The sequence below is a fragment of the Leptolyngbya sp. CCY15150 genome, assembly GCF_016888135.1.
GTDB lineage: Bacteria > Cyanobacteriota > Cyanobacteriia > RECH01 > RECH01 > RECH01.
In genome coordinates this window covers 58,367-78,915 of record NZ_JACSWB010000175.1, presented here as the reverse complement: position 1 = coordinate 78,915, position 20,549 = coordinate 58,367, and the positions used below count along the sequence as shown (strand labels likewise).

At 53.7% G+C, this 20,549-nt stretch carries 19 protein-coding genes; 12 read left to right on the top strand and 7 right to left on the bottom strand.

The annotated features are described in order from the left end of the window. Positions 1-65 precede the first annotated feature (65 nt). Positions 66-851 (bottom strand): RNA polymerase sigma factor SigF, encoded by a 786-nt coding sequence (locus JUJ53_RS13680; protein WP_204152586.1) that lies wholly within the window; start codon positions 849-851, stop codon positions 66-68. Positions 852-1,377: 526 nt separating this feature from the next. On the opposite strand from JUJ53_RS13680, the gene JUJ53_RS13675 reads away from it, so the two are divergent. Continuing rightward, positions 1,378-1,782, top strand: coding sequence for a hypothetical protein (locus tag JUJ53_RS13675; protein WP_204152585.1), 405 nt, complete (start codon positions 1,378-1,380; stop codon positions 1,780-1,782). Here the strand turns inward: JUJ53_RS13675 and JUJ53_RS13670 are convergent. Next, positions 1,779-3,248 (bottom strand): ATP-dependent DNA helicase RecQ, encoded by a 1,470-nt coding sequence (locus tag JUJ53_RS13670; protein ID WP_204152584.1) that lies wholly within the window; start codon positions 3,246-3,248, stop codon positions 1,779-1,781. The two genes, JUJ53_RS13675 and JUJ53_RS13670, sit on opposite strands and share 4 nt — an antisense overlap. 275 nt (positions 3,249-3,523) lie before the next feature. Between JUJ53_RS13670 and JUJ53_RS13665 the strand changes: the two genes are divergently transcribed. After that, positions 3,524-3,739: a hypothetical protein gene (locus tag JUJ53_RS13665; protein WP_204152583.1), complete on the top strand. Its 216-nt coding sequence runs from the start codon at positions 3,524-3,526 to the stop codon at positions 3,737-3,739. Here the strand turns inward: JUJ53_RS13665 and JUJ53_RS13660 are convergent. Next, positions 3,736-5,667 (bottom strand): tetratricopeptide repeat protein, encoded by a 1,932-nt coding sequence (locus JUJ53_RS13660; RefSeq protein WP_204152582.1) that lies wholly within the window; start codon positions 5,665-5,667, stop codon positions 3,736-3,738. The genes JUJ53_RS13665 and JUJ53_RS13660 overlap by 4 nt on opposite strands. A 436-nt stretch (positions 5,668-6,103) precedes the next feature. Here JUJ53_RS13660 and grpE point away from each other — a divergent pair, with 436 nt between their 5' ends. The 7 genes from grpE (at position 6,104) to trxA (ending at position 14,043) form a co-directional block, all read left to right on the top strand. Continuing rightward, positions 6,104-6,880: a nucleotide exchange factor GrpE gene (gene grpE / locus JUJ53_RS13655; RefSeq protein ID WP_204152581.1), complete on the top strand. Its 777-nt coding sequence runs from the start codon at positions 6,104-6,106 to the stop codon at positions 6,878-6,880. Between the two features lie 322 nt (positions 6,881-7,202). After that, on the top strand, positions 7,203-9,170 hold the full coding sequence (gene dnaK / locus JUJ53_RS13650) for a molecular chaperone DnaK (protein WP_204152580.1): 1,968 nt from the start codon (positions 7,203-7,205) through the stop codon (positions 9,168-9,170). A 229-nt stretch (positions 9,171-9,399) separates the two neighbouring features. Then, positions 9,400-10,548, top strand: a complete 1,149-nt coding sequence (gene dnaJ, locus JUJ53_RS13645) for a molecular chaperone DnaJ (protein ID WP_204152579.1) — start codon at positions 9,400-9,402, stop codon at positions 10,546-10,548. After that, positions 10,545-10,808, top strand: a complete 264-nt coding sequence (locus tag JUJ53_RS13640) for a sulfurtransferase TusA family protein (protein WP_204152578.1) — start codon at positions 10,545-10,547, stop codon at positions 10,806-10,808. The genes dnaJ and JUJ53_RS13640 overlap by 4 nt, the downstream gene beginning before the upstream one ends. Continuing rightward, positions 10,805-11,929 carry a small ribosomal subunit biogenesis GTPase RsgA gene (gene rsgA / locus JUJ53_RS13635; protein ID WP_204152577.1) on the top strand — a complete coding sequence of 375 codons (1,125 nt, stop codon included), beginning with the start codon at positions 10,805-10,807 and terminating at the stop codon, positions 11,927-11,929. The genes JUJ53_RS13640 and rsgA overlap by 4 nt, the downstream gene beginning before the upstream one ends. A gap of 101 nt (positions 11,930-12,030) precedes the next feature. After that, positions 12,031-13,404 carry a glutathione-disulfide reductase gene (gene gor / locus JUJ53_RS13630; RefSeq protein WP_204152576.1) on the top strand — a complete coding sequence of 458 codons (1,374 nt, stop codon included), beginning with the start codon at positions 12,031-12,033 and terminating at the stop codon, positions 13,402-13,404. A 315-nt stretch (positions 13,405-13,719) separates the two neighbouring features. Continuing rightward, on the top strand, positions 13,720-14,043 hold the full coding sequence (trxA, locus tag JUJ53_RS13625; protein ID WP_204152575.1) for a thioredoxin: 324 nt from the start codon (positions 13,720-13,722) through the stop codon (positions 14,041-14,043). Positions 14,044-14,384: 341 nt separating this feature from the next. On the opposite strand, the gene JUJ53_RS13620 is transcribed toward trxA, so the two are convergent. Together JUJ53_RS13620 and ureC are read right to left on the bottom strand one after the other, a co-directional pair. Continuing rightward, positions 14,385-15,725: a HAMP domain-containing sensor histidine kinase gene (locus JUJ53_RS13620; protein ID WP_204152574.1), complete on the bottom strand. Its 1,341-nt coding sequence runs from the start codon at positions 15,723-15,725 to the stop codon at positions 14,385-14,387. Positions 15,726-15,813: 88 nt separating this feature from the next. Then, a complete protein-coding gene (gene ureC, locus JUJ53_RS13615; RefSeq protein WP_204152573.1) occupies positions 15,814-17,523 on the bottom strand; it encodes an urease subunit alpha in 1,710 nt (569 codons plus the stop codon). A 286-nt stretch (positions 17,524-17,809) separates the two neighbouring features. Between ureC and JUJ53_RS13610 the strand changes: the two genes are divergently transcribed. Further along, complete coding sequence (locus JUJ53_RS13610) at positions 17,810-18,202, top strand: hypothetical protein (RefSeq protein WP_204152572.1); 393 nt, start codon at positions 17,810-17,812, stop codon at positions 18,200-18,202. Positions 18,203-18,277: 75 nt separating this feature from the next. Here the strand turns inward: JUJ53_RS13610 and JUJ53_RS13605 are convergent, their stop codons facing one another. Both JUJ53_RS13605 and JUJ53_RS13600 read right to left on the bottom strand, forming a co-directional pair. After that, positions 18,278-18,688, bottom strand: a complete 411-nt coding sequence (locus JUJ53_RS13605) for a DUF1257 domain-containing protein (protein WP_204152571.1) — start codon at positions 18,686-18,688, stop codon at positions 18,278-18,280. Between the two features lie 126 nt (positions 18,689-18,814). Next, the gene (locus JUJ53_RS13600; RefSeq protein ID WP_204152570.1) at positions 18,815-19,498 is read right to left on the bottom strand and encodes a DUF6629 family protein; all 684 of its coding nucleotides are present in this window, start codon (positions 19,496-19,498) and stop codon (positions 18,815-18,817) included. A gap of 256 nt (positions 19,499-19,754) precedes the next feature. Here JUJ53_RS13600 and JUJ53_RS13595 point away from each other — a divergent pair, with 256 nt between their 5' ends. Both JUJ53_RS13595 and JUJ53_RS13590 read left to right on the top strand, forming a co-directional pair. Next, entirely contained in the window at positions 19,755-20,135 is a 381-nt protein-coding gene (locus JUJ53_RS13595; RefSeq protein WP_204152569.1) for a type II toxin-antitoxin system RelE/ParE family toxin, read from the top strand. Continuing rightward, positions 20,132-20,455, top strand: a complete 324-nt coding sequence (locus JUJ53_RS13590) for a transcriptional regulator (RefSeq protein ID WP_204152568.1) — start codon at positions 20,132-20,134, stop codon at positions 20,453-20,455. The genes JUJ53_RS13595 and JUJ53_RS13590 overlap by 4 nt, the downstream gene beginning before the upstream one ends. Positions 20,456-20,549 lie beyond the last annotated feature (94 nt).

The following is a 20,549-nucleotide window of genomic DNA, read 5'->3' as shown; positions in this document are numbered from 1 at the left end:
TTGATGTGTTTCGCACAGGTTGTCTACAGGAAACTAGCTTTGACCGCTCGGTGGCGGATGGCGGTCTAGGGATCGGTTTGCAGCACTTGGGGCTGGAGCAGCGCTACCATTTGCTCAAGACCCCGCTGGATGCGGCGAGTCACCGTCATCGGGCTGACGCCAATGCGCTCAGCTACTTCTTTACGGGACAAATCGTTGAAGAAGACAAACTCAATGGCCGCGCGGGTTTTTTCTTCAAGCTGGTTGAGGGCTCCCTGGAGTTGCTGCCGATCTTCCTCTAGGCGCTGCAGGGTTTGGTAGTGGGTATCGGGCAGGGTATCTCCCAGGGTGATCTGCGCATCCATTTGCTGGCAAACCATGGCATCAAGGCTGAGGGGCAGCCGGTTCTTCGCCGCGATCTTAATTTCCCGCCATTCGTAAAGAGAAACGCCGAGCGCATTGGCGACTTGAGCATCGGTGGGTTCATGACCCAAAATTTTGGTGAGGGTCAACCGCACGCGCTGCCCTTCTTTCTGCATATCTTGAAGGCGGCGGGGCACTTTGACCGCACTGCCGCGATCGCGAAGGAAGTGCAGCATCTCGCCCCGAATATAGGGCACTGCAAAGGAGCTAAAGGCACAACCTTGGGTGGGGTCAAAGCGCTCAACGGCGCGAATGAGACCGATATAGCCAATTTGTTCTAGGTCTTCGTAGGGTTCAGAGCATTGATGGCTTACCCGATGGGCAATTTTACGGACTAAGCCAGCATTCAGCCGCACAAGTTTATTGCGAATCACAACGGATGGGTTGTGCTGATATGCCATCAACAATTCCATGCTGCGGGAGCGAAGAGAAGATTGAGTAGCTGTCATCTGAGACATACCTTGCGTCCGATTTAACCTTATTCTCGATGGAGAGACGGGGAGCTACCATCGTTATTCCACGGGAGTCAAATGCTGTGGGCTTTGGAGGTTCAGCATAAACACTGAACCATTTCAAAAATGGCTAAGTTAATCCAGGAGAATGAGGGCTATCACCCCCCTCGACAAAGGGCGATCGCATCAGTGTTTTCAGCGCCTCTGCGGAGACTCTCCGTGCAAATCCTCAGGAGCATCAAACGGTATAGTTTTGTAACGGGATGTTGATTGGTCTGGATGGAGCAGAAGCAAAATTCATCAGGAATGGATCATCTAGTACCGCAAGATAGAAGAACGAAGATAGAAGAACGAAGATAGAAGAACGAAGACAAAAAAAATGCAAAGAAAGTCCAGGGAATACAAGGGCTCCTGCTTTAGCAGCTAGGCGGGTTCCGCCTCAGAGTACTAGGCGGATGAGTATCCCCGTGCCACCTGCTGCTGAGACATGCCACACTAAGGCAGAGTGGTCAGATCGCCATCCATGAGACATGCCTTGTTTGTGATCACATCTGGGATCATCCTTGCGGTTGCCCTGCAAGCCAAGCAGCCCACCCTTCGTCTGGTCGCAGCAGGTTTGGGAGCTGGAGGCTTAGGGTTTACCACGATGAGCATGGTGCTAGCAGCGGAGCGCCAGCGAAAGCAGCAGGCGGCCATGGCCCAGTCCTACCTAGATTTTTTACAGCGTTTGCAGGATGTGCCGGCTGCACCCCGATCCCAGCGTCCCCGTGCCTGTCGTGGCTGTCAGCACTACCACGGAAAGGTGTATGGAGGGCAGCGGTTGATCTGCGGCATGTATCCCTATGGTGTAGAGGGTGATGTATGTGCAGACTGGAATGGGGGCATTCAGCCTAATCCGCCCGCCCTCGGTGATGATGCCTTGAGTTAAGACTGGCGATCGCAGCGATCGCAATGGCCACACCGAGCTACTTGCCCTTCAGTTGCGCCAAAGGCCTGGAGCAGGAAGTGCCAGCGGCACTGGTCTGTGTAAAGATACTGACGCATCTTCTTGCTGGCTTGGGGCAAATGCACCGGCGTGGGCTGAGTGGCCTGAAGGCGGTAGTGGAAGGGATCGGGCCAGACGAGCTTGCCTTGACGATGCAGTAAAGCCAGGGCCATGGCGGCATCGGTGGACGACTGTTCTACGGATCGCACCGTTCCTGCGGATGGAATTTGGCGGATTAAACTCTGGGCGGCGCGCTCCTGCTGGTGAAGTTGCTGCTCGAAGCCGCGCTGTCGCTGGCGATCGCCTGGATCCAGCCAGGCGGTGGGTTCACTCACCAACATCAGCGCCTCGGAGTCTTGCCCATCGCGCCCAGCTCGGCCAATTTCCTGCACATATTCTGAGAGCAGAGCTGGGGGATGGAAGTGGGCAATCCAGCGCACGTTGCCCTTGTCGATGCCCATGCCAAAGGCGGATGTGGAGACAACGAAGGGCAGGCTGCCGGATAGCCAAGCGGCTTCAATGGCGCGGCGATCGCTGGCCGGTACGCCAGCATGGTAGGCGGCGGTGGCATAGCCTTGCTGTCGCAGCCAGTCGGCTAGCTCTTCGCCCTCCTGGCGCGATCGCACATAGACCAGACCGGCTTGATCGGGGTGGGCTTGGATGAACTGCAGCAAGCGCTGACGGCGACCCCGAGGCGTCCAGGCAATATGGACGGAGAGATGTAAATTGGCGCGGTAGGGGCTGAGGCGAAAGGCGTTGGGGTGCTTGAGACCCAGCCCTTGCTCAATGGCCTGCTGGGTGAGCGGGTCGGCGGTGGCGGTAAAGGCAGCGATCGCCATATGGGAGCCGGGAGGTTTATGGCGCAAGAGGCTGGAACGTACGGCTCCCAGCCGCTGATAGGCCGGGCGGAAGGTTTCTCCCCACTGGGCTAGGCAATGGGCTTCATCGACGACCAAGGCATGGATAGGCAGCGTGGGCTGGCAGAGCCGCGACCAGACTTTCTCGCTGAGCAATGTTTCGGGCGATAGGTACAGCAAGCGCAGGCGACCGCTCTCCAGCTCCCGCAGCGTCTGCGCTTGGTGCGATCGCGGCAGTTGGCTATGGAGGACGGCGGCGGGTTGCTTGCGGCGACGCAAGTCCTGTACCTGATTTTCCATCAGGGCAATCAGCGGCGAGATTACCAGGGTCAACCCTGGTCGAATGAGGGCGGGCAACTGAAAGCAGATGGACTTGCCACCCCCGGTCGGCATGATGATCAGCGTGTCGTGCCCCGTCAAGAGGCTTTCAATAATGTCGGCTTGGGGTGAACGAAAGTCGTCATAGCCCCAAACTTTGCGGAGAGCTGCTCTTAGGCGCGATCGCAGCTCTAGATTGGCAGTGCTGGGTTGGTTTGAATAAACAGAATGCATCCCTGACCTGATGAGCGATCGCCTTTAGAATGCCCAGGCAGGTTTTAGCCGTATCAACTCAAACATGCTTTCTGTAAAAATCAGTATTATTTCTGCCTTTCCGTAAGGGAGATGGCCGGGGTGTAACGTAACAACTAGATGTCCAGCCCTAGGGGATCGCCATGGCTGAGAATCTGCGGGATTTTACTGAACTTTGCCCTGGGGGCGATCGCCATCCGGACGGGATTTTAGAGGGTTCGTATAGGGGACTAGAACGACTAGATGGATAAACTACCATGCATATCGCCCAACGTACCCTGCTTCTTGGTCTCGCCGTAACCGGTCTTGTGGCTACGCTCCAAGCGTCAGTTCCTCAAGCCTTCAAGACTCAGTCTTTGATCCCTGATTCGGAGGTGATCTCAAACCATGACAGCGAAACCGTCTATCGTGGTAGCGGTCGCCGAGAAATTCTGGCGTTTCCCGGCGGCGATCGCCTCGTCCAAGATTCCTAGTCCTGATCTAGACTGCTGGTGTCTTGCTCGGGGAGTGGATTGCTAGTCTCCCGCGCCTGGAGCTGTCTGATTTGATACTGAGCATCCTCGTAACAGCGAGTTCGCCCAGCATCTAAACACAATTTTGCCGCCTGCTGAAAGTCATCGAGCGCTGCCGCCAGATTATTGTCTGCGGCATAGATGCCAGCCCGATCATAGTAGGCAAAAACATGATCAGGATTGCGCTGAATTGCTTCGGTATAGTCGGCGATCGCCCCCATTCGATCGCCCAATTCGTACCTTGCTAATCCCCGGTTATAGTATGGGTCAGCATCTAGGGGATCAAGACGAATGGCGATGTTGAAATCTTCGATCGCGCCCCGAATATCTCCAATCCGCCGCCGTACGAGTCCACGATTTTGATACGCCAAAACAGAATTAGGCTGGAGGCGAATGGCCTGGCTACAGTCGGCGATCGCTGACTGATGTTCTCCAATATTTGAGCGTGATAGGCAACGGTTTAAGTAGGCGGCGGATTGGTTGGGATCAACCTGTAGCGCTGCCGTATAGTCAGCGATCGCGCCTTGGTCATCGCCTAGATCAGCACGCACGCTGCCCCGATTGACATAGGCATTGCTCATATTGGGATCTTTCTGAATGGCTTCGGTGTAGTCGGCGATTGCCCCTTCGCTATCGCCCAGCCCAAACCGAATATTGCCCCGTTGGTAATGGAAATTGCTGTTGTCAGGGCTTAACTGGATTGCCTGGCTAAGGTCTTCTAGGGCCGCCTGAGTATTTCCCATGCTCTGATGGAGCATACCGCGGTCATAAAATGCTTGACCGCTGGGCTGGAGAGTAATGGCCTGCTCATACTGCGCCAGCGCCTTGTCGGTGGCTCCCGATTGCTGATAGTTTGTAGCCCGCTGCAGCGATCGCTGAGCCAACCACCGCTGGGGAATCTGACTATACATGAGGGCGGCAACCCCAAGAATAGCAATGATCCCCAGACCTAGAGGACGCATCCAGTTCATGGAAGCGATCGAGGTACGGGGGCGCTCCGCTGCCTCGTCGCCCAGGCTGGCGCTGGCTCCAGGGGCCGTCTCCTGACGACGTAGCCGCTGCAGGTCATTTAAAACATCAGACACAAGCTGGTAGCGTTGATGCACCGCCGGACAGACCATGCGATCGAGAATCTCGGCCAGTTCATCGGACAGGTTGCCCTGGTCACGCCAGAGGATCTGAGGAGACTTGGATCCATTGGTAGCTGTGGACGAGTCTCGCAGCTTCATGAGATCTAGGCTCGATAGTCCCGTAATCGCCTGAATGCCGATCATGCCCACGGCATAGATGTCGCTACTAAACTGAAGTTGGCCTTGGGTTTGCTCCGTAGGACGGTAAGTCGATGCCTCTCCCAGCAGTGGAGACGAGGGAGGCGTTTGCGATCGCATGACCTGCGTACTAATTTCATGGAAGATGCCAAAGCCGATCAAGACCCACTGCTGGTCAGACTCTCGGCGAATTAGGTGGGCTGGCTCAATGCAGCGATGGATCACGCCCCAGCTATGAACCGTCGCCACAATATTTAAAATGTCATGTAAAAGCTGGATGACCGATCCCTCGTCCCAAGGACGCCCCTGGGCAAATAGGTCACTGAGGGGACGTCCCTCAATATATTCTTCGATGATGTAAAAGCCAGCGGCTTCTTCAAAGAAATCTAAAATTTTGGGGACTTGGGAGCAGGTGAAGTTGCTCAGCGTCTCTGCCTTTTTTTTCAGCAGCACTGATACAAAGCGTTGTGTTCGAGGGTTCCGACTCGCAATTTGCAATCGCTTTACGATACAGGGCAATGGCTGTTCACCCTGGGTATCTTCAGCCAGGTAGGTTTGCCCAACCGCATTCGATTTTAGAACCCTAATAAATTGGTAGCGTCCACCCAAAAGTTGGTTCATGTCCCCTATTCCCGGCGTTGAGTCGATTATGGCATAGCCACGGGGGTAGGGTGTCATTCGTGTAGGGCGTCATGAGGTATGGACGTCAGTAACAATACGAGCTTGCCTGATATTGTCCCCATCACCCTGAACGGGCGAAGTGATGAATGACGGGGTTGAGGATCTCTGTTGAATTCCCGCTTGAGCACTGCCCCAGCCACCTTGCGTTTTCGTGGCATGGCCAACAAACTTGCACCATAAGAGATTGGGTATCACAAGATTTATGATCTAACCTAGACTAAGGCCGATGGTCTCAGGGTTAACTTAGGTATAACTAATGAAGTACAACCCAGTACAGCTTAGTTCTATCTATAAATACAACCTAAGATACAACCTATGGTTCGCTGAGATTCATCACCTAAGATTGGCATAGTTCACAATTGGGAAGTAGCGTGCAATGGGCGACGAAGAGAAGCAAGTTGACAACGGATCAGACACAATCATCAACCCCTCCGATGGCGATCAGGAGTATGACATTCCTGTCGTCACGAGTATTGATGATTTGCCCGACGAGATGGACAGTGATTCTTCACCCTCAGAATCTCTAAACCCAGATATAGCTTCCTCCGATGAGGCTATTGGCGTAGAAGATGCTCCAGGGGGCGATCGCACTGCCAGTGAACATGCAGCTATTCAAGCGTATGAGTCTAAAATTGCCGCCCTCGCCCAAGAGGTAGAGTCATTGAAGGCACATATTGAAGATCGCAATCTTCAATATGTGCGATTGGGTGCAGATTTTGAGAACTTCCGTAAGCGCACCAGCAAGGAACGGGAGGAACAGGAAGAACGGGTGAAATGCTCTACAGTAACCGAGTTGCTGCCTGTGGTTGACAACTTTGAGCGGGCGCGATCGCAAATTAAACCCCAGACGGATGCCGAAATGGGGATTCATAAGAGTTACCAAGGGGTATACAAGCAACTCGTCGATTGCCTGAAGCGGCTTGGGGTAGCGCCCATGCGGGCAGAGGGCGTTCCCTTTGATCCCAATCTGCACAATGCGGTCATGCGCGAGCAAACCGATGCCTATGAAGAAGGGATCGTCATGGAAGAACTGATGCGGGGTTACCAACTGGGTGAGCGGGTTCTGCGCCATGCCATGGTGAAAGTTGCTGCTGCTCCTGACCCCGTGATACCCTCAGATGAAAACTCTGAAGCCCAAGGGGAGCAAGAATAGAGTAAGGTTGGGCAACCTAGGAGCGATCGCCCCTAATCAACCCGATTAGTCTCTATACATCTCTATATATACGACGTGGGGATCATGGGTGAGCGCCTTGCCGCCAGTCATGACCCGTTGAGCCATCTTGGTTTTTCTGGTCAGTTGGATTGTGGGATAAGCCTTTGCAAATCAACCCGTTCAGGACGGATATTGCTAAGGTTGATTGAATTTTCAACAAGTTGCGGAATACTAAGTTCCAGACACAGGTTGAAGCAGCAAGCGCGACTTGCCCATCATTCAGACTCGTGTAATCACTTGAACGCATTCAGAGCCTCTAGCCATGGGAAAAGTAATCGGTATTGACCTGGGTACAACCAACAGTTGCGTGTCTGTCCTAGAAGGGGGTCAGCCCGTCGTGATTTCCAACTCTGAGGGTGGTCGGACAACCCCAAGCATTGTGGGGTTTGGTAAATCAGGTGAGCGACTCGTCGGGCAACTTGCTAAGCGTCAGGCTGTCACCAACGCAGAAAACACGGTGTTCAGCATTAAGCGATTTATTGGCCGCCGATGGGATGACACCGCCACAGAGCGCAGCCGGGTGTCTTATACCTGTGTCAAGGGCAAAGATGACACGGTGGATGTCCAAATTCGTGGACGTACCTACACGCCCCAGGAAATCTCTGCCATGATCCTGCAAAAACTGAAGCAGGATGCTGAAAACTACTTGGGCGAAGAACCCACCCAGGCTGTCATCACCGTGCCCGCCTATTTCACCGATGCCCAGCGTCAAGCCACTAAAGATGCTGGCACCATTGCGGGGCTAGAGGTACTCCGGATTATCAATGAGCCGACGGCGGCGGCCCTGTCCTATGGTCTTGACAAGCAGGATCAGGAACAGAGTGTGTTGGTGTTTGACTTGGGCGGTGGCACCTTCGATGTGTCTGTGCTCCAGCTTGGCGATGGGGTGTTTGAGGTCAAGGCTACTGCCGGGAATAACCACCTAGGCGGGGATGACTTTGACAACGCAGTCGTCTGCTGGATGATTGACAGCTTCCGGGAGCAGGAAGGCATTGACCTGTCCACCGACAAGATGGCCCTGCAGCGGCTGCGGGAAGCGGCGGAAAAGGCCAAAATCGAGCTATCCAACATGATCAACACCTCGGTCAACCTGCCCTTTATTACGGCAGATGACACGGGGCCCAAGCATCTGGAAACGGAGCTGACCCGTGCTAAGTTCGAGGAGCTGGTGGCTCCCTTAGTCCAGAGCACGATTGACCCGGTGGCCCAAGCCCTGAAGGATTGTGGCCTATCGCCCGATGGCATCGATCGCATCATTTTGGTGGGCGGCTCGACCCGCATTCCAGCGGTACAAAAAGCCATTAGTGACTACTTTGGTGGAAAATCGCCCGATCGCTCCGTCAACCCGGATGAAGCCGTGGCCTTGGGGGTAGCGATTCAAGGCGGGGTGCTAGGCGGTGAGGTGAAAGACCTGCTGCTGCTAGACGTGACGCCTCTTTCCTTGGGCATTGAAACCTTGGGCGAAGTGTTTACCAAGATTATCGAACGCAACACCACCATTCCCACCAGCAAAACCCAAACCTTCTCGACGGCAACGGATGGGCAAACCTCGGTGGAGATTCACGTCCTTCAAGGTGAACGGGCGCTTGCCAAGGACAATAAGAGTCTGGGTAAGTTCCAGTTGACCGGCATTCCGCCTGCGCCCAGGGGCGTGCCCCAAATTGAAGTGGCCTTTGAAATTGACGCCAACGGCATTTTGCAAGTGGCAGCTCGGGACAAGGGCACAGGACGAGAACAAAGCATTCGCATCTCCAACACCGGCGGGCTGAATGACGCTGAAGTGGAACGGATGCGCCAAGAAGCAGAACTCTACGCCGAAGACGACGATCGGCGGAAGAAGCTGGTCGAGCTGCGCAACCAGGCTGATAACCTCTTCTATAGCTACGAATCAACGATTCGTGACAATGCCGAGTTTATTGATGACGGGCTGAAAGCGCGGGCTGCGGAGCGGGTGGCGGACTTGAGGGCAGCGATCGCCGATCGCTCCATTGCGGTAGAGGTGATGCTAGAACGCCTAGATTCCTTGCAGCAAGCTCTGTTTGAAATTGGATCCTCGGTCTATCAACAGGCTAACTCTGAGGACAGTTCCAATACATACACCCCAGACTATGAGCCAGTGGGTGGCGGGCTGAATGGAGCGACGGAACAGGATGATGATGTAGAAAGTTTTGATGAGTTCGATTTTGAGCATGATGAAACCGTGACAGCCGATTACGAAGCCATTGACTAGGGCGATCGCGGTTAGATTTATTCACTCATCCCCGAGTCAACCATGGCTCAGCAGGGAATGGGTCGATTATGATAGACACTAGCGTTCTAAAATGACTCTAGCTACTGCTATCTAGCTATGCTCTCTGGCGATCGCTAGCAAGGCTTAGTGGATCAAGCAAGGCAGGGCATGGGTTACATCAGCCTTAGCGCATATTGGCAACCGCGTTCATTTTCAGAGACATCCCTTTATGGCTCGTGATTATTACGATATACTCGGCGTTTCTCGCAGTGCAGACAAAGAGGAACTTAAGCGTGCCTATCGGCGGCTAGCCCGAAAGTATCACCCCGACGTCAACAAGGAAGATGGGGCCGAAGAGCGCTTTAAAGAAATTAACCGCGCCTATGAGGTTCTCTCTGAGCCAGATATCCGGGCGCGCTATGACCGCTATGGAGAGGCTGGAGTTAGCTCTGGGGCCGGTATGGGTGCTCAAGACTTCAGTGACTTCGGTGGTTTTGCCGACATTTTTGAAAGCTTCTTCAGCGGATTTTCGGGCGGTGGCCCTGGGCCAGGGCAGCCTAGTGGCCGGCGTCGCAATGGGCCGGTGCGCGGCAATGACCTGCGCCTCGATCTGAAGCTAGAGTTTCGGGATGCGGTGTTTGGCTGCGATAAAGAAATTCGCATCAACACCCTAGAAACCTGCTCCGTTTGTAGCGGCAGTGGGGCCAAGCCTGGCACTCAGCCGAAAACCTGTTCCACCTGCGCTGGTATGGGTCAGGTGCGGCGCGCCACGCGCACACCCTTTGGTAGCTTCACTCAGGTATCGGTTTGCCCCACCTGCAGCGGCAGTGGCCAGGTGATTGAGGAGAAGTGTGACGCCTGCGGTGGCAAGGGCCAAAAGCAAGAAACCAAGAAGCTCAAAATTACCGTGCCCGCTGGGGTCGATACCGGCACCAGTCTACGAGTGCCTTCCAAGGGTGATGCGGGGCAGCGCGGCGGCCCGCCGGGAGATCTGTACGTACACCTCTTCGTCAATGAAGATGCAGAGTTTAAGCGAGACGGCATCAACATCTTGTCAGATGTGAAGATCAGCTATCTCCAGGCCATCCTAGGCTGCAATATTGAAGTGGATACGGTGGATGGCAAGCATGAGGTGGAAATTAAATCGGGTACCCAGCCCAACACGGTTTTAGTGTTGGAGGATAAGGGGGTGCCTCGCCTAGGTAATCCGGTGAGTCGGGGCGATCATCTGCTCACGATTTTGGTGGAAATCCCCAACCCCAGCCGTCTACCGTCGGAGGAGCAAGACCTTCTGGAAAAATTGGCCAAACTCCATGGCGAACGCTTTGGCAAAGCCAGTGGATTTGAACGGTTCTTGGGAGGCCTGTTCCGAGGATGAGTCACGCGTCAGCCCCAGATTCTAGTACGGAGCATCGTCTTGACCTTCGAGGGACGCCCTGTCCCATCAACTTTGTGCGCACCAAGCTATATCTGCAGAAAATAGCGCCGGGCGATCGCTTAGAAGTATGGCTTGATCCCGGTGAGCCGATTGAACAGGTGCCGGATAGTCTACGCATGGAAGGCTATGTGGTCGAAGCCATTGAAGAGCGCGCGGATTTCTTTCGGGTGACGGTGCAGCGACCCTTAGACCTCGCATGACGGATGTATCCCTGGGGGTGGCTTCCTCCCCTGATCTGTTGCGATCGCCCCCTTGGACAGGAACGGTGATTGCTACCCAGGCCAACTACTACCAAGTGCGCTTGGATCAACCGCCTGCGGAAGAGTCGGCGATCGCCCCGCACCTCCTGCTCTGCACGCGCCGGGCCCGGCTGAAGAAAATTGGTCAGCAGGTATGGGTGGGCGATCGGGTGGTGGTGGAAGAGCCGGACTGGCAAAATGCTCGGGGAGCGATCGCCCAGGTGATGCCGCGCCAGACGGAACTGGATCGCCCCCCGGTGGCCAACGCTAGCCACATTTTGCTGGTGTTTGCCTTAGTGGAACCGACCCTGGATCGGCTGCAGTTGAGCCGCTTTTTGGTGAAGGCAGAATCCACTCAGCTTTCCGTGAGCCTTTGTTTGAGCAAAGCTGATTTGGTGCCGATTGAGCAGCAGCAGCGTCTGAGCGCAGATCTACAGGCCTGGGGCTACCATCCCTTAATGATCAGCAACTACACCGGTCAAAATCTTGATCCCATTCGAAGACAACTGCGCGATCGGATTACGGTGATTTCTGGGCCGTCTGGCGTGGGTAAATCCAGCTTGATCAACCAACTGATCCCCAGCGTCGATCTGCGGGTGGGGGCGGTATCTGGCAAGCTGGGGCGAGGGCGGCATACCACCCGTCATGTGGAGTTGTTTGAGCTGCCCAGTGGGGGATTGTTGGCGGATACTCCCGGTTTCAATCAGCCCGACTGGGACTGTACGGCTGTTCAACTGGCCCGCTGCTTTCCAGAAATCCGCCAGCGCTTGGAGCAAGCCTCCTGTCAATTTAGCAATTGCCTCCATCGCGATGAGCCGGACTGTGCGGTACGGGGCGACTGGGAACGCTATGACCACTACCTCACCTTTCTCGACGAGGTGACCCAGTATGAGACGGCCCAGGAAAAGCTAGGAGACGGGGAGTCAACGACTAAACTGAAGGTAGGGGAAGACGGACAGGTGACCCATGAACCCAAGCTGTCTACCAAGAAATATCGTCGTCCATCGCGCCGTGCTCAGCACCAAACCCTGCACCATCTCTGCGGTAACCTGCAAGATTTGACCTTGGATGAAGAAGACTAGAACCCTTGCCCACTGCCGCATCCCCATGGCAGATCGTTGGCAACAGGACAGGATCTGGGCTCTGAATGCCCCATTGGCTTACGCATATTAGGAGGATAACCATGGTATATGACTACGATCTATTTGTGATTGGTGGCGGTTCGGGCGGGATTGCAGCAGCTCGGCGGGCAGCACAATATGGAGCGAAGGTGGGGTTAGCAGAGAGCGATCGCCTCGGCGGCACCTGTGTGAATCGGGGCTGTGTACCCAAGAAATTGATGGTCTATGCCTCCCACTTTCCCTCCCAGTTTGAAGAGGCACAAGGCTATGGCTGGAGCCCGGTGCAGAGCACGTTGGACTGGAACCACATGATCACCGCTGTGAACAACGAGGTGACGCGCCTGAATGGCATTTACCAGCGCATGTTGGACAACTCCAAGGTGGATCTTTTTGATGCCCATGCCCAGTTCATTGATGCCCATACCCTCAAGGTGGGCGATCGCACGGTCACGGCAGACAAAATCTTGATCGCGGTGGGCGGCAAGCCTGTCAAACCCAACATTCCTGGTATTGAACATGCCATGACCTCCGATGATGTGTTTCATCTGAGTGAACAGCCTAAGCATGTAGTGGTTTTGGGTGGGGGCTATATCGGCTCAGAATTTGCCTGTATTCTCCATGGTCTAGGAACTCAGGTCACCCAAATTATCCGAGGCCCGATGATTTTGCGCGGTTTTGATAGCGATCTGCGAATCGAAATTCATCAGGCGATGCTCAACCACGGCATCACCCTTGTGCATAGCTTTAGCGTCCTGAGTATCGAGAAAACCGAGCATCGTCTGCGGGTGCAGGTGAGCGGCAAAATCGGTCTAGGCGAAGACGAGGAAGAGTTTCAAGAAACGGTGATCACCGATGTGGTGAGCTTGGCGGCCACCGGTCGTCGTCCCAACTTATCTAACCTAGGTCTAGACAACACCAAGGTTGAGGTGAAGCAAGGGGCGATCGCCACTGATGCCTATAGCCAAACGGCAGAACCCAATATTTTTGCCGTGGGCGACTGCACCGATCGCATCAACCTTACCCCTGTTGCCATTAACGAAGGACGCGCCTTCTCCGATACCCAGTTTGGCAACAAGTCGCGCACCATGAGCTACGACAACGTACCCACCGCGATTTTCACCACCCCGGAAGCCGCCACCGTGGGGCTGTCGGAAGCAGAAGCTCGGGAGCAGTATGGCGATGGCATCACCATCTACCGCAGTCGTTTTCGCCCCATGTACTACACCTTGGCGGGCAAGGAAGAAAAAACCTTGATGAAGCTGATTGTGCATACCGAAAGCCAAAAGGTGCTTGGGGCGCATATGGTGGGCGACTATGCAGCGGAGATTATCCAAGGGGTAGCGATCGCTGTGAAAATGGGCGCAACCAAGGCCGATTTCGATGCCACCGTGGGTATTCACCCCAGTTCTGCCGAAGAATTTGTCACCATGCGTTAGAGGTTGGTAGCAAGATGGTCGATCATTTGTCAACCAGCACCCTAAACGATGTGTGATGACCCACTGGAAAAGCTATAGGCATCTCCTATAATGAAATTGGCGGAGACGCAAGTTTCCGTTCACTCCTCACACCACACTCCGCCTGGACAGTATGTTCAGGCGGTTCCTCTTGATCGGTGGTGCATTATAGGTAGACCCCGTTACACACCTTCTGTTTTCAGGGAATCGTAACCTTCGATACATCCCTTGAACAACAATGCACAACACCCGCTATGATAGAATCGTTGAAGGTAGTGTAGGCAAGGATTTTCACGAATGTCAGCAGCCGCACAAGTTACAGACGCTAGTTTTAAAGACGAAGTTCTAGAAAGCGAACTTCCGGTATTGGTTGATTTCTGGGCACCCTGGTGTGGCCCCTGCCGGATGGTGGCTCCCGTGGTAGACGAAATCTCGGAACAATATGCCGGACAAGTCAAAGTTGTTAAAGTCAATACTGACGAAAACCCCAGTGTAGCTAGCCAATATGGCATTCGCAGCATTCCCACCTTGATGATTTTCAAGGGCGGTCAGCGCGTTGACATGGTGGTTGGGGCTGTTCCTAAAACCACGTTGGCGACCACCCTCGAAAAGTACCTCTAATCTGAGGTCATCGTTGGTGGACAACGCTAATGGTTCCTAACAAGCTTGGGATATCAGGGTCTTTTTAAGGCTGAATAGCACTCTAGGGCTTCATTCCCACAATGGAGCCCTTTGCTTTTGTTGGGGGGGCGATCGCTCTCCCAATCTCCATGCTCATCAGCGCCGTCCGTTTGGATCAGGCAAAGAACGCCATTTCATAGTCCTTGAAAGTTCTCAAAAGTCCTCGAACGGCTTCTGGGCTAAGCCTCGTGAGCTCCAGTTCAGCTTATACGGCCCTGCCTTTCCTGGTTTCTCTTAACCCGAACTGAGGTTGAGACAACGAAATCTGGCCGGCTGACAGCCTACGCCAGTTCCTCCGATCGCTCTCCTTGGGGTAGAAAAACGGTGACGCGGGTGCCCTGCTGCGGACTGCTGTCGATGGTAATCGTGCCGTGGTGGTTTTCGACAATCACCTGAGCGATCGCCAGGCCCAACCCCGATCCGGCCGACTGGGGGCGATCGCCATCACTGCTGTGGGTGCGGGCTGGGTCAACCCGGTAGAACCGATCAAAGAGATGGGGCAGAGCGTCAGGTGGGATGCCAATGCCGGTATCCTGGACGACAATCTCCAATCCTGGTAGGCCATGGCGCGATCGCCCCTCTAGGGTGACCTGCACCTGGCCGCCGCTGGGGGTGTAGCGAATGCTGTTGCTGATCAGGTTGGTGAAGAGACGACTCAGCTGATCGCGATCGCCCCGTAGGCAGCGGCTAGCTGGACTGGGTTGGGCATCGGGCTGGGTTAGGTGGAGGGCGATCGCCTTTTCATCTGCCATGCTGTGCTGTTCTTCCAACACTTCGGTGAGCAACTCCCCAAGCTGGATCGGGTCTTGCCGCAGCGTCACCAGGCTACTGTCTTGGCGAGCCAGGAACAGCAGGTCATCCACCAGTCGCCCTAGCCGCCGGGTGAGCCGTTCTACCACCTGGAGCTGCTGCTGCTGCCATTCGGGATCTGGATCCGTCAGCGCCGCCTGCACATTGGTTTGAATCACGGCGATCGGGTTGCGCAATTCGTGGGATGCATCAGCGGTGAACTGCTTCAGTCGTTGGTAGGAGTCGCGCACGGGGGCGATCGCCAACCCCGACAGCAGCCAGCCAATGGCCGCCACTCCACCCACCATCAAACTGGTGCCTAGGCTCAAATCCACAATCAGCCGCCGCGTGGGCTTGGTCACCTCAAACCAAGGATGACTCACCCGTAGATAGCCCAACACCTGCCGCCCCTGCTCAATCCGCTGGGTCACCTGGCGCAGTACTTGGTCGCCGCTCAGATGCACCGTCTCACCCTGGGGATTGAGGTGAACTGGAATCTGGGGCTGGCTAGCAAAAGTAGACCACAGCAGATCCCCCGTAGGACTGAACCATTCCAGATCAATATGGTCATCCTCCACCGTATCGGCATTGTCGCGAAAACTCGCCTCTAGGTTGACCTGATACTGACGCGGCGCAAGGGGATTGTCTTGGGGCATGGCTTCAATCACCAGCGATCGCCCGATAATTTCCACCACATGGTTGAGGGTATCGTCCACCCGCTCCACCAAGGTATTGCGCACGTAGACGTAAAACCCGGTGGCAAACAGCAGCAGCAGCACCGCTGTCACGGTGGTATACCACAGAGCTAAACGACGGCGGGTCGCCTGAAACATGCCATACTCCTTGGCGCTATTGGGCGCTACGATCCTGAGTATATCGTTCCTGCCAACGATTAAGAGAGCAGCGATCGCCCCCGAGGGCTTAAAACAGGAAGTAACGCTGGGCCATGGGAAGCACCTCCGCCGGTTCACAGGTGAGCAACTCACCATCGGCCCGCACTTCGTAGGTTTCTGGATTCACCTCCATCACCGGCTGGTAGTTATTCAGCTTCATATCTGCCTTGCCCACATTACGGATATTCATCACCGCCACCGCTGGTTTTTGCAGCCCAATCTTACCTGCAATGCCTTGAGCCACCGCCGCCTTCGACACAAAGGTCAACGACGTCGCCGCGATCGCCCCCCCATAGCTGCCAAACATCGGCCGCATATGCACCGGCTGGGGCGTGGGAATACTGGCATTAGGATCGCCCATCTGGGCCCAAGCGATCGCCCCGCCCTTAATCACCAATTCTGGCTTCACGCCAAAGAACGCCGGTTTCCACAGACAAAGATCCGCTAACTTACCTTCCTCAACTGAGCCAATTTCATGGGCAACGCCATGGGTGAGCGCCGGGTTAATCGTGTACTTGGCCACATAGCGCTTCGCTCGGTGATTATCATTGCGATCGCTATCTTCCGACAATGGGCCGCGCTGCACCTTCATCTTATGGGCCGTTTGCCAGGTACGGATAATCACCTCACCTACGCGTCCCATGGCTTGGGAGTCGGAAGAAATCATGCTAAAAGCACCCAGATCATGCAAGATATCTTCAGCAGCGATCGTTTCTCGGCGAATGCGCGATTCTGCAAACGCCACATCTTCAGGAATGCTGCGGCTCAGGTGATGACAGACCATCAGCATATCTAAATGTTCTTCTAACGTATTCACCGTGTAGGGACGGGTGGGATTCGTCGAAGAGGGCAATACATTAGACTCGCCACAAACCTTGATAATATCCGGCGCATGACCGCCCCCAGCACCCTCCGTATGGTACGTGTGAATCGTTCGTCCCTTAAAGGCAGCGATCGTATCTTCCACAAAACCAGCTTCATTGAGGGTATCGGTGTGGATGGCGACCTGGAGATCATAGTCCTCAGCAACGCTCAGACAGGTATCGATCGCTGCCGGAGTGGTTCCCCAGTCTTCGTGAAGCTTCAGCCCGATCACCCCCGCCATCACCTGCTCAATCAATCCTGGCTGCTGAGCGCTGTTGCCCTTACCCATGAAGCCAAAGTTCAGCGGAAAGGCATCCGTTGCCTGCAGCATTCGCCAAATGTGCCAAGCGCCAGGCGTGCAGGTGGTGGCATTGGTGCCGGTGGCCGGGCCCGTACCACCACCGATCATCGTCGTTACCCCAGAAGCGATCGCTGTCTCAATTTGCTGGGGACAGATGAAGTGAATGTGGGCATCAATGCCACCCGCCGTGAGGATCATGCCCTCGCCAGCGATCGCCTCCGTCCCTGGCCCGATAATAATGTCTACGTCATCTTGGATGTAGGGATTGCCAGCTTTGCCAATTTTGTAGATCCGTCCATTTTTGAGACCCACATCCGCCTTGACAATGCCCCACCAGTCCAAAATCAGCGCATTGGTGATCACGGTGTCTACCGCACCCTCCGCTGTGGAGATGGGCGATTGTCCCATACCATCGCGGATCACCTTGCCGCCGCCAAACTTCACCTCGTTGCCATAGGTGGTAAAGTCCTGCTCCACTTCGATAATCAGAGCCGTATCAGCCAATCGGATGCGATCGCCTACGGTGGGCCCGTAGGTTTCGGCATAGGCGCGGCGATCCATGCGATAGCTCATAGCACTCCCTCAATGTTGACATTCATGGGCGATTGTCTCAGGGGTCTGGTTTACACCGTTGTACCCTAGGACACTAACTCGCAAAGGGTACCACAGAGCGATCGGCTTTTGACAGGTGTTGCTGAAGGTTAAGGCGATCAGGCTGCATCCGACATTCGAAGTGACCTTTAGAGGGTTCTTGAACATTAGACATGCGCTCCATGCATAACCACTGAATCCTCAACCGAAGAGTGGGGTATCGGCATTTGTATACATCTGATGAAAGCATTTTTATCGGGGAGCACCTATGAATACACTAGGTACAATAGTACTTGCTGGGCTAACAGCCACACTTATCTCTATGGCTGCCACCAAACCCAGTGAAGACGACTATATTCAACATGCAACGACTGTTATTCCGCCAAAAGTTTGTGCGGACTTAGCCCTCAGAGCAAATCCTTCCATAACCAGACAGAATGTGATTCAGACTTGTGAGAATGCAGAAGATATTTCTAAGTTTTTTTTAGATATACTTCCATTTCCCTTACGTAGATTTCTCGATAGAGGGCTCCAAAATTTTGTGACCAATAATTCAGGTTGTAAGGATTATTTTGTATTGCAGATATGTTCCACAGATTTGTTAGTCTATGAACATAAAAGTCTGGCGGTTTTTGGCCGATTGATCGACCTAGATCCTTAGCCCTACCTTCAGATTAGGCAGTCCCCCGGTTGACCATCCTTAACCAGAATAGCTAGATGCTGAGCGATGTCTGACTTACTGCCAGCGACCCACCACAAGACGAATCGTGCCATCAGCCAGCGTTTCTTCCTCTTCGATCGCAAATCCTTGGGCAGGGGCGATCGCTTTTAGATGATGGTAACCATAGCGCTGGGTGAGTTGATTGAGCCAATCTTGACCATAGTCATGGCCGCGATCGTAGTCAGAAATAATTGCTTGGTAGGTGCCGTCATCTTGGCGCTTGAAGCCAAGGTCGTTACTGAGATGGCCAAGATACTTGCGGCGAACGATCACCTCAGCGGTTTGCGATCGCCGGTCTCCTTGGTAGCCATACAGCGACTGGGCGGTTGTGTGATGTTCCACGGTGCGGAAACCGAGGTCTGCCAAGGCTTGCAGGAGAGCATCAGCACTCTTAATCTGAGTCTTAATAGCGGAGAAGTGGGACATGGATTTATGGCGGGGTTCATTAGCCCTATGCTAACTCAACACCTCGAAGATCCTGTCATGGGTCATGGTGTTGAGTTCATGCTCTGAAACCAAAACTATATCTAAGTGCCTAGCTTGTCTCATCGTCTACCCTTCTTCCGCCGGAAGCGATCGCTCTTCAGCAATGTCTTGGTAAAACAGATAACCTACATAGAGCGACGCCACTGCGGCAAAATAACACCAGACAGAAATTGAAGCTGCACTAAAATATCGCGCCACGATCACCAATGCTCCAAGGACTAGCCAGCCTAGTCCCTGCACGGCAGACTGATTCACCAACAGTAATGGAGCTACGATAGTGGAAATGTAGAGCAATCGCCCTAGAGCTTCTAAGATAGGAGAAGACGTCAGATCTTGGAGTTTATAAGCGAGCCGCTCCTGGACAGTCACGGTCAGCCAATCGGGATTGAACGCTAACGGTACCAGGAAATAGGCAGCTAAGAGCATCCCAAGCAGGGTCATGATCTGCCAGAGTCGCCTGAAGCGCGATCGCGTTTCGAGCATCCAGGCCATAAACGGTGTCCAGACCAGCCAAAAACCATGGGAAAAGAAGATAAATCCCGTAGCCGCCGCTGTAAGCATGGCTGAGTTATGGGCATCTATCCCCAGCCACACGATGCCTTCAATAGCCTGCTGGATGCCAAAAGCCAGTGGGAAGGCAGCTAGGGGCAAATAGTGGCGATCGCTTTGCCAGGCTTTGTTGATACACCACCCGCCAATGGGCAGTAGCGCTGCGCTGATGGTGAAACTCGCGGTTGCAGAAAAGCACATGGCTCCACTCCTCATACATTTAGCTCAGCCCGTTGCTGAATAGCGGCATAACGCCACAACATTTTACATAGAGTTTCGGATCCTGTAGCTAGAGGTTTATCTCCTGGTTCAGTAATACCAAGAAACCACTATTCAGCAATGCTTCTTTTTTGACCAATAGTAACACAAGTGTTACTATTGGTTGCATATACATATTATTGTTATTACTTAAGTCTATTTGAAATCTGGTTCATCAAAAAAAAGTAAAATTTTGACTATGGATGTTCGTGAGTACTTGAGAGAAGATGGTTCAAGTCCATATCAAGAATGGTTTAATCGTTTAGATGGTTTAGCAGCAGCGAAAGTGACAACTGCTCAGAAACGCCTAGAACAAGGTAATACATCTAGTATCAAATGGTTTGATGGCATTGGTGAATATCGGATTGATTGGGCCCCAGGATACAGAATCTACTTAGTTCAGGATGGGAAACAACTCATTGTCCTGTTTGGAGGAGGCACAAAAAAAGGACAACAGTCAGATATTGATCAAGCCAAAAAGCTATACCAAGACTATAAACAACGAAAGAAAGAAGCGAGAAAATCAGCAAGCCAGGGCGAATCGAGCAAGAAGCAAAGAAAAAAGAGAGCACAGCCATGACACTCACAAGAGACTCCAGAGAAACCGTCCATGCACGACTTCAATATGACTCTGAATTTGCGATCGCACTCCTGGATGAAGCGGTCTATCTCTTCCTCAACGGTGAACCAGAAACAGCAAGACTCATTTTAAGAGATCTCGTCAATGCAACAGTAGGTTTTGAACATCTGGCAACTGCAACATCTAAGCCCAGCAAAAGTCTTCACCGGATGTTATCTGCAAAGGGTAATCCCACGATGGATAATCTCACAACTATTTTCAATGTTCTTCGTCAGGAACTGCATGTAGACATTAGAGTCCAGACGGTTCCTTGTATCTAAAGCCACGTCTCTGATCGAGTGCTACAGAGAACTGACACACAACTAGTCAGAAAACGCCTAGAGTAAGCGTTCGAGCATCTATCCGAGGGGGCGA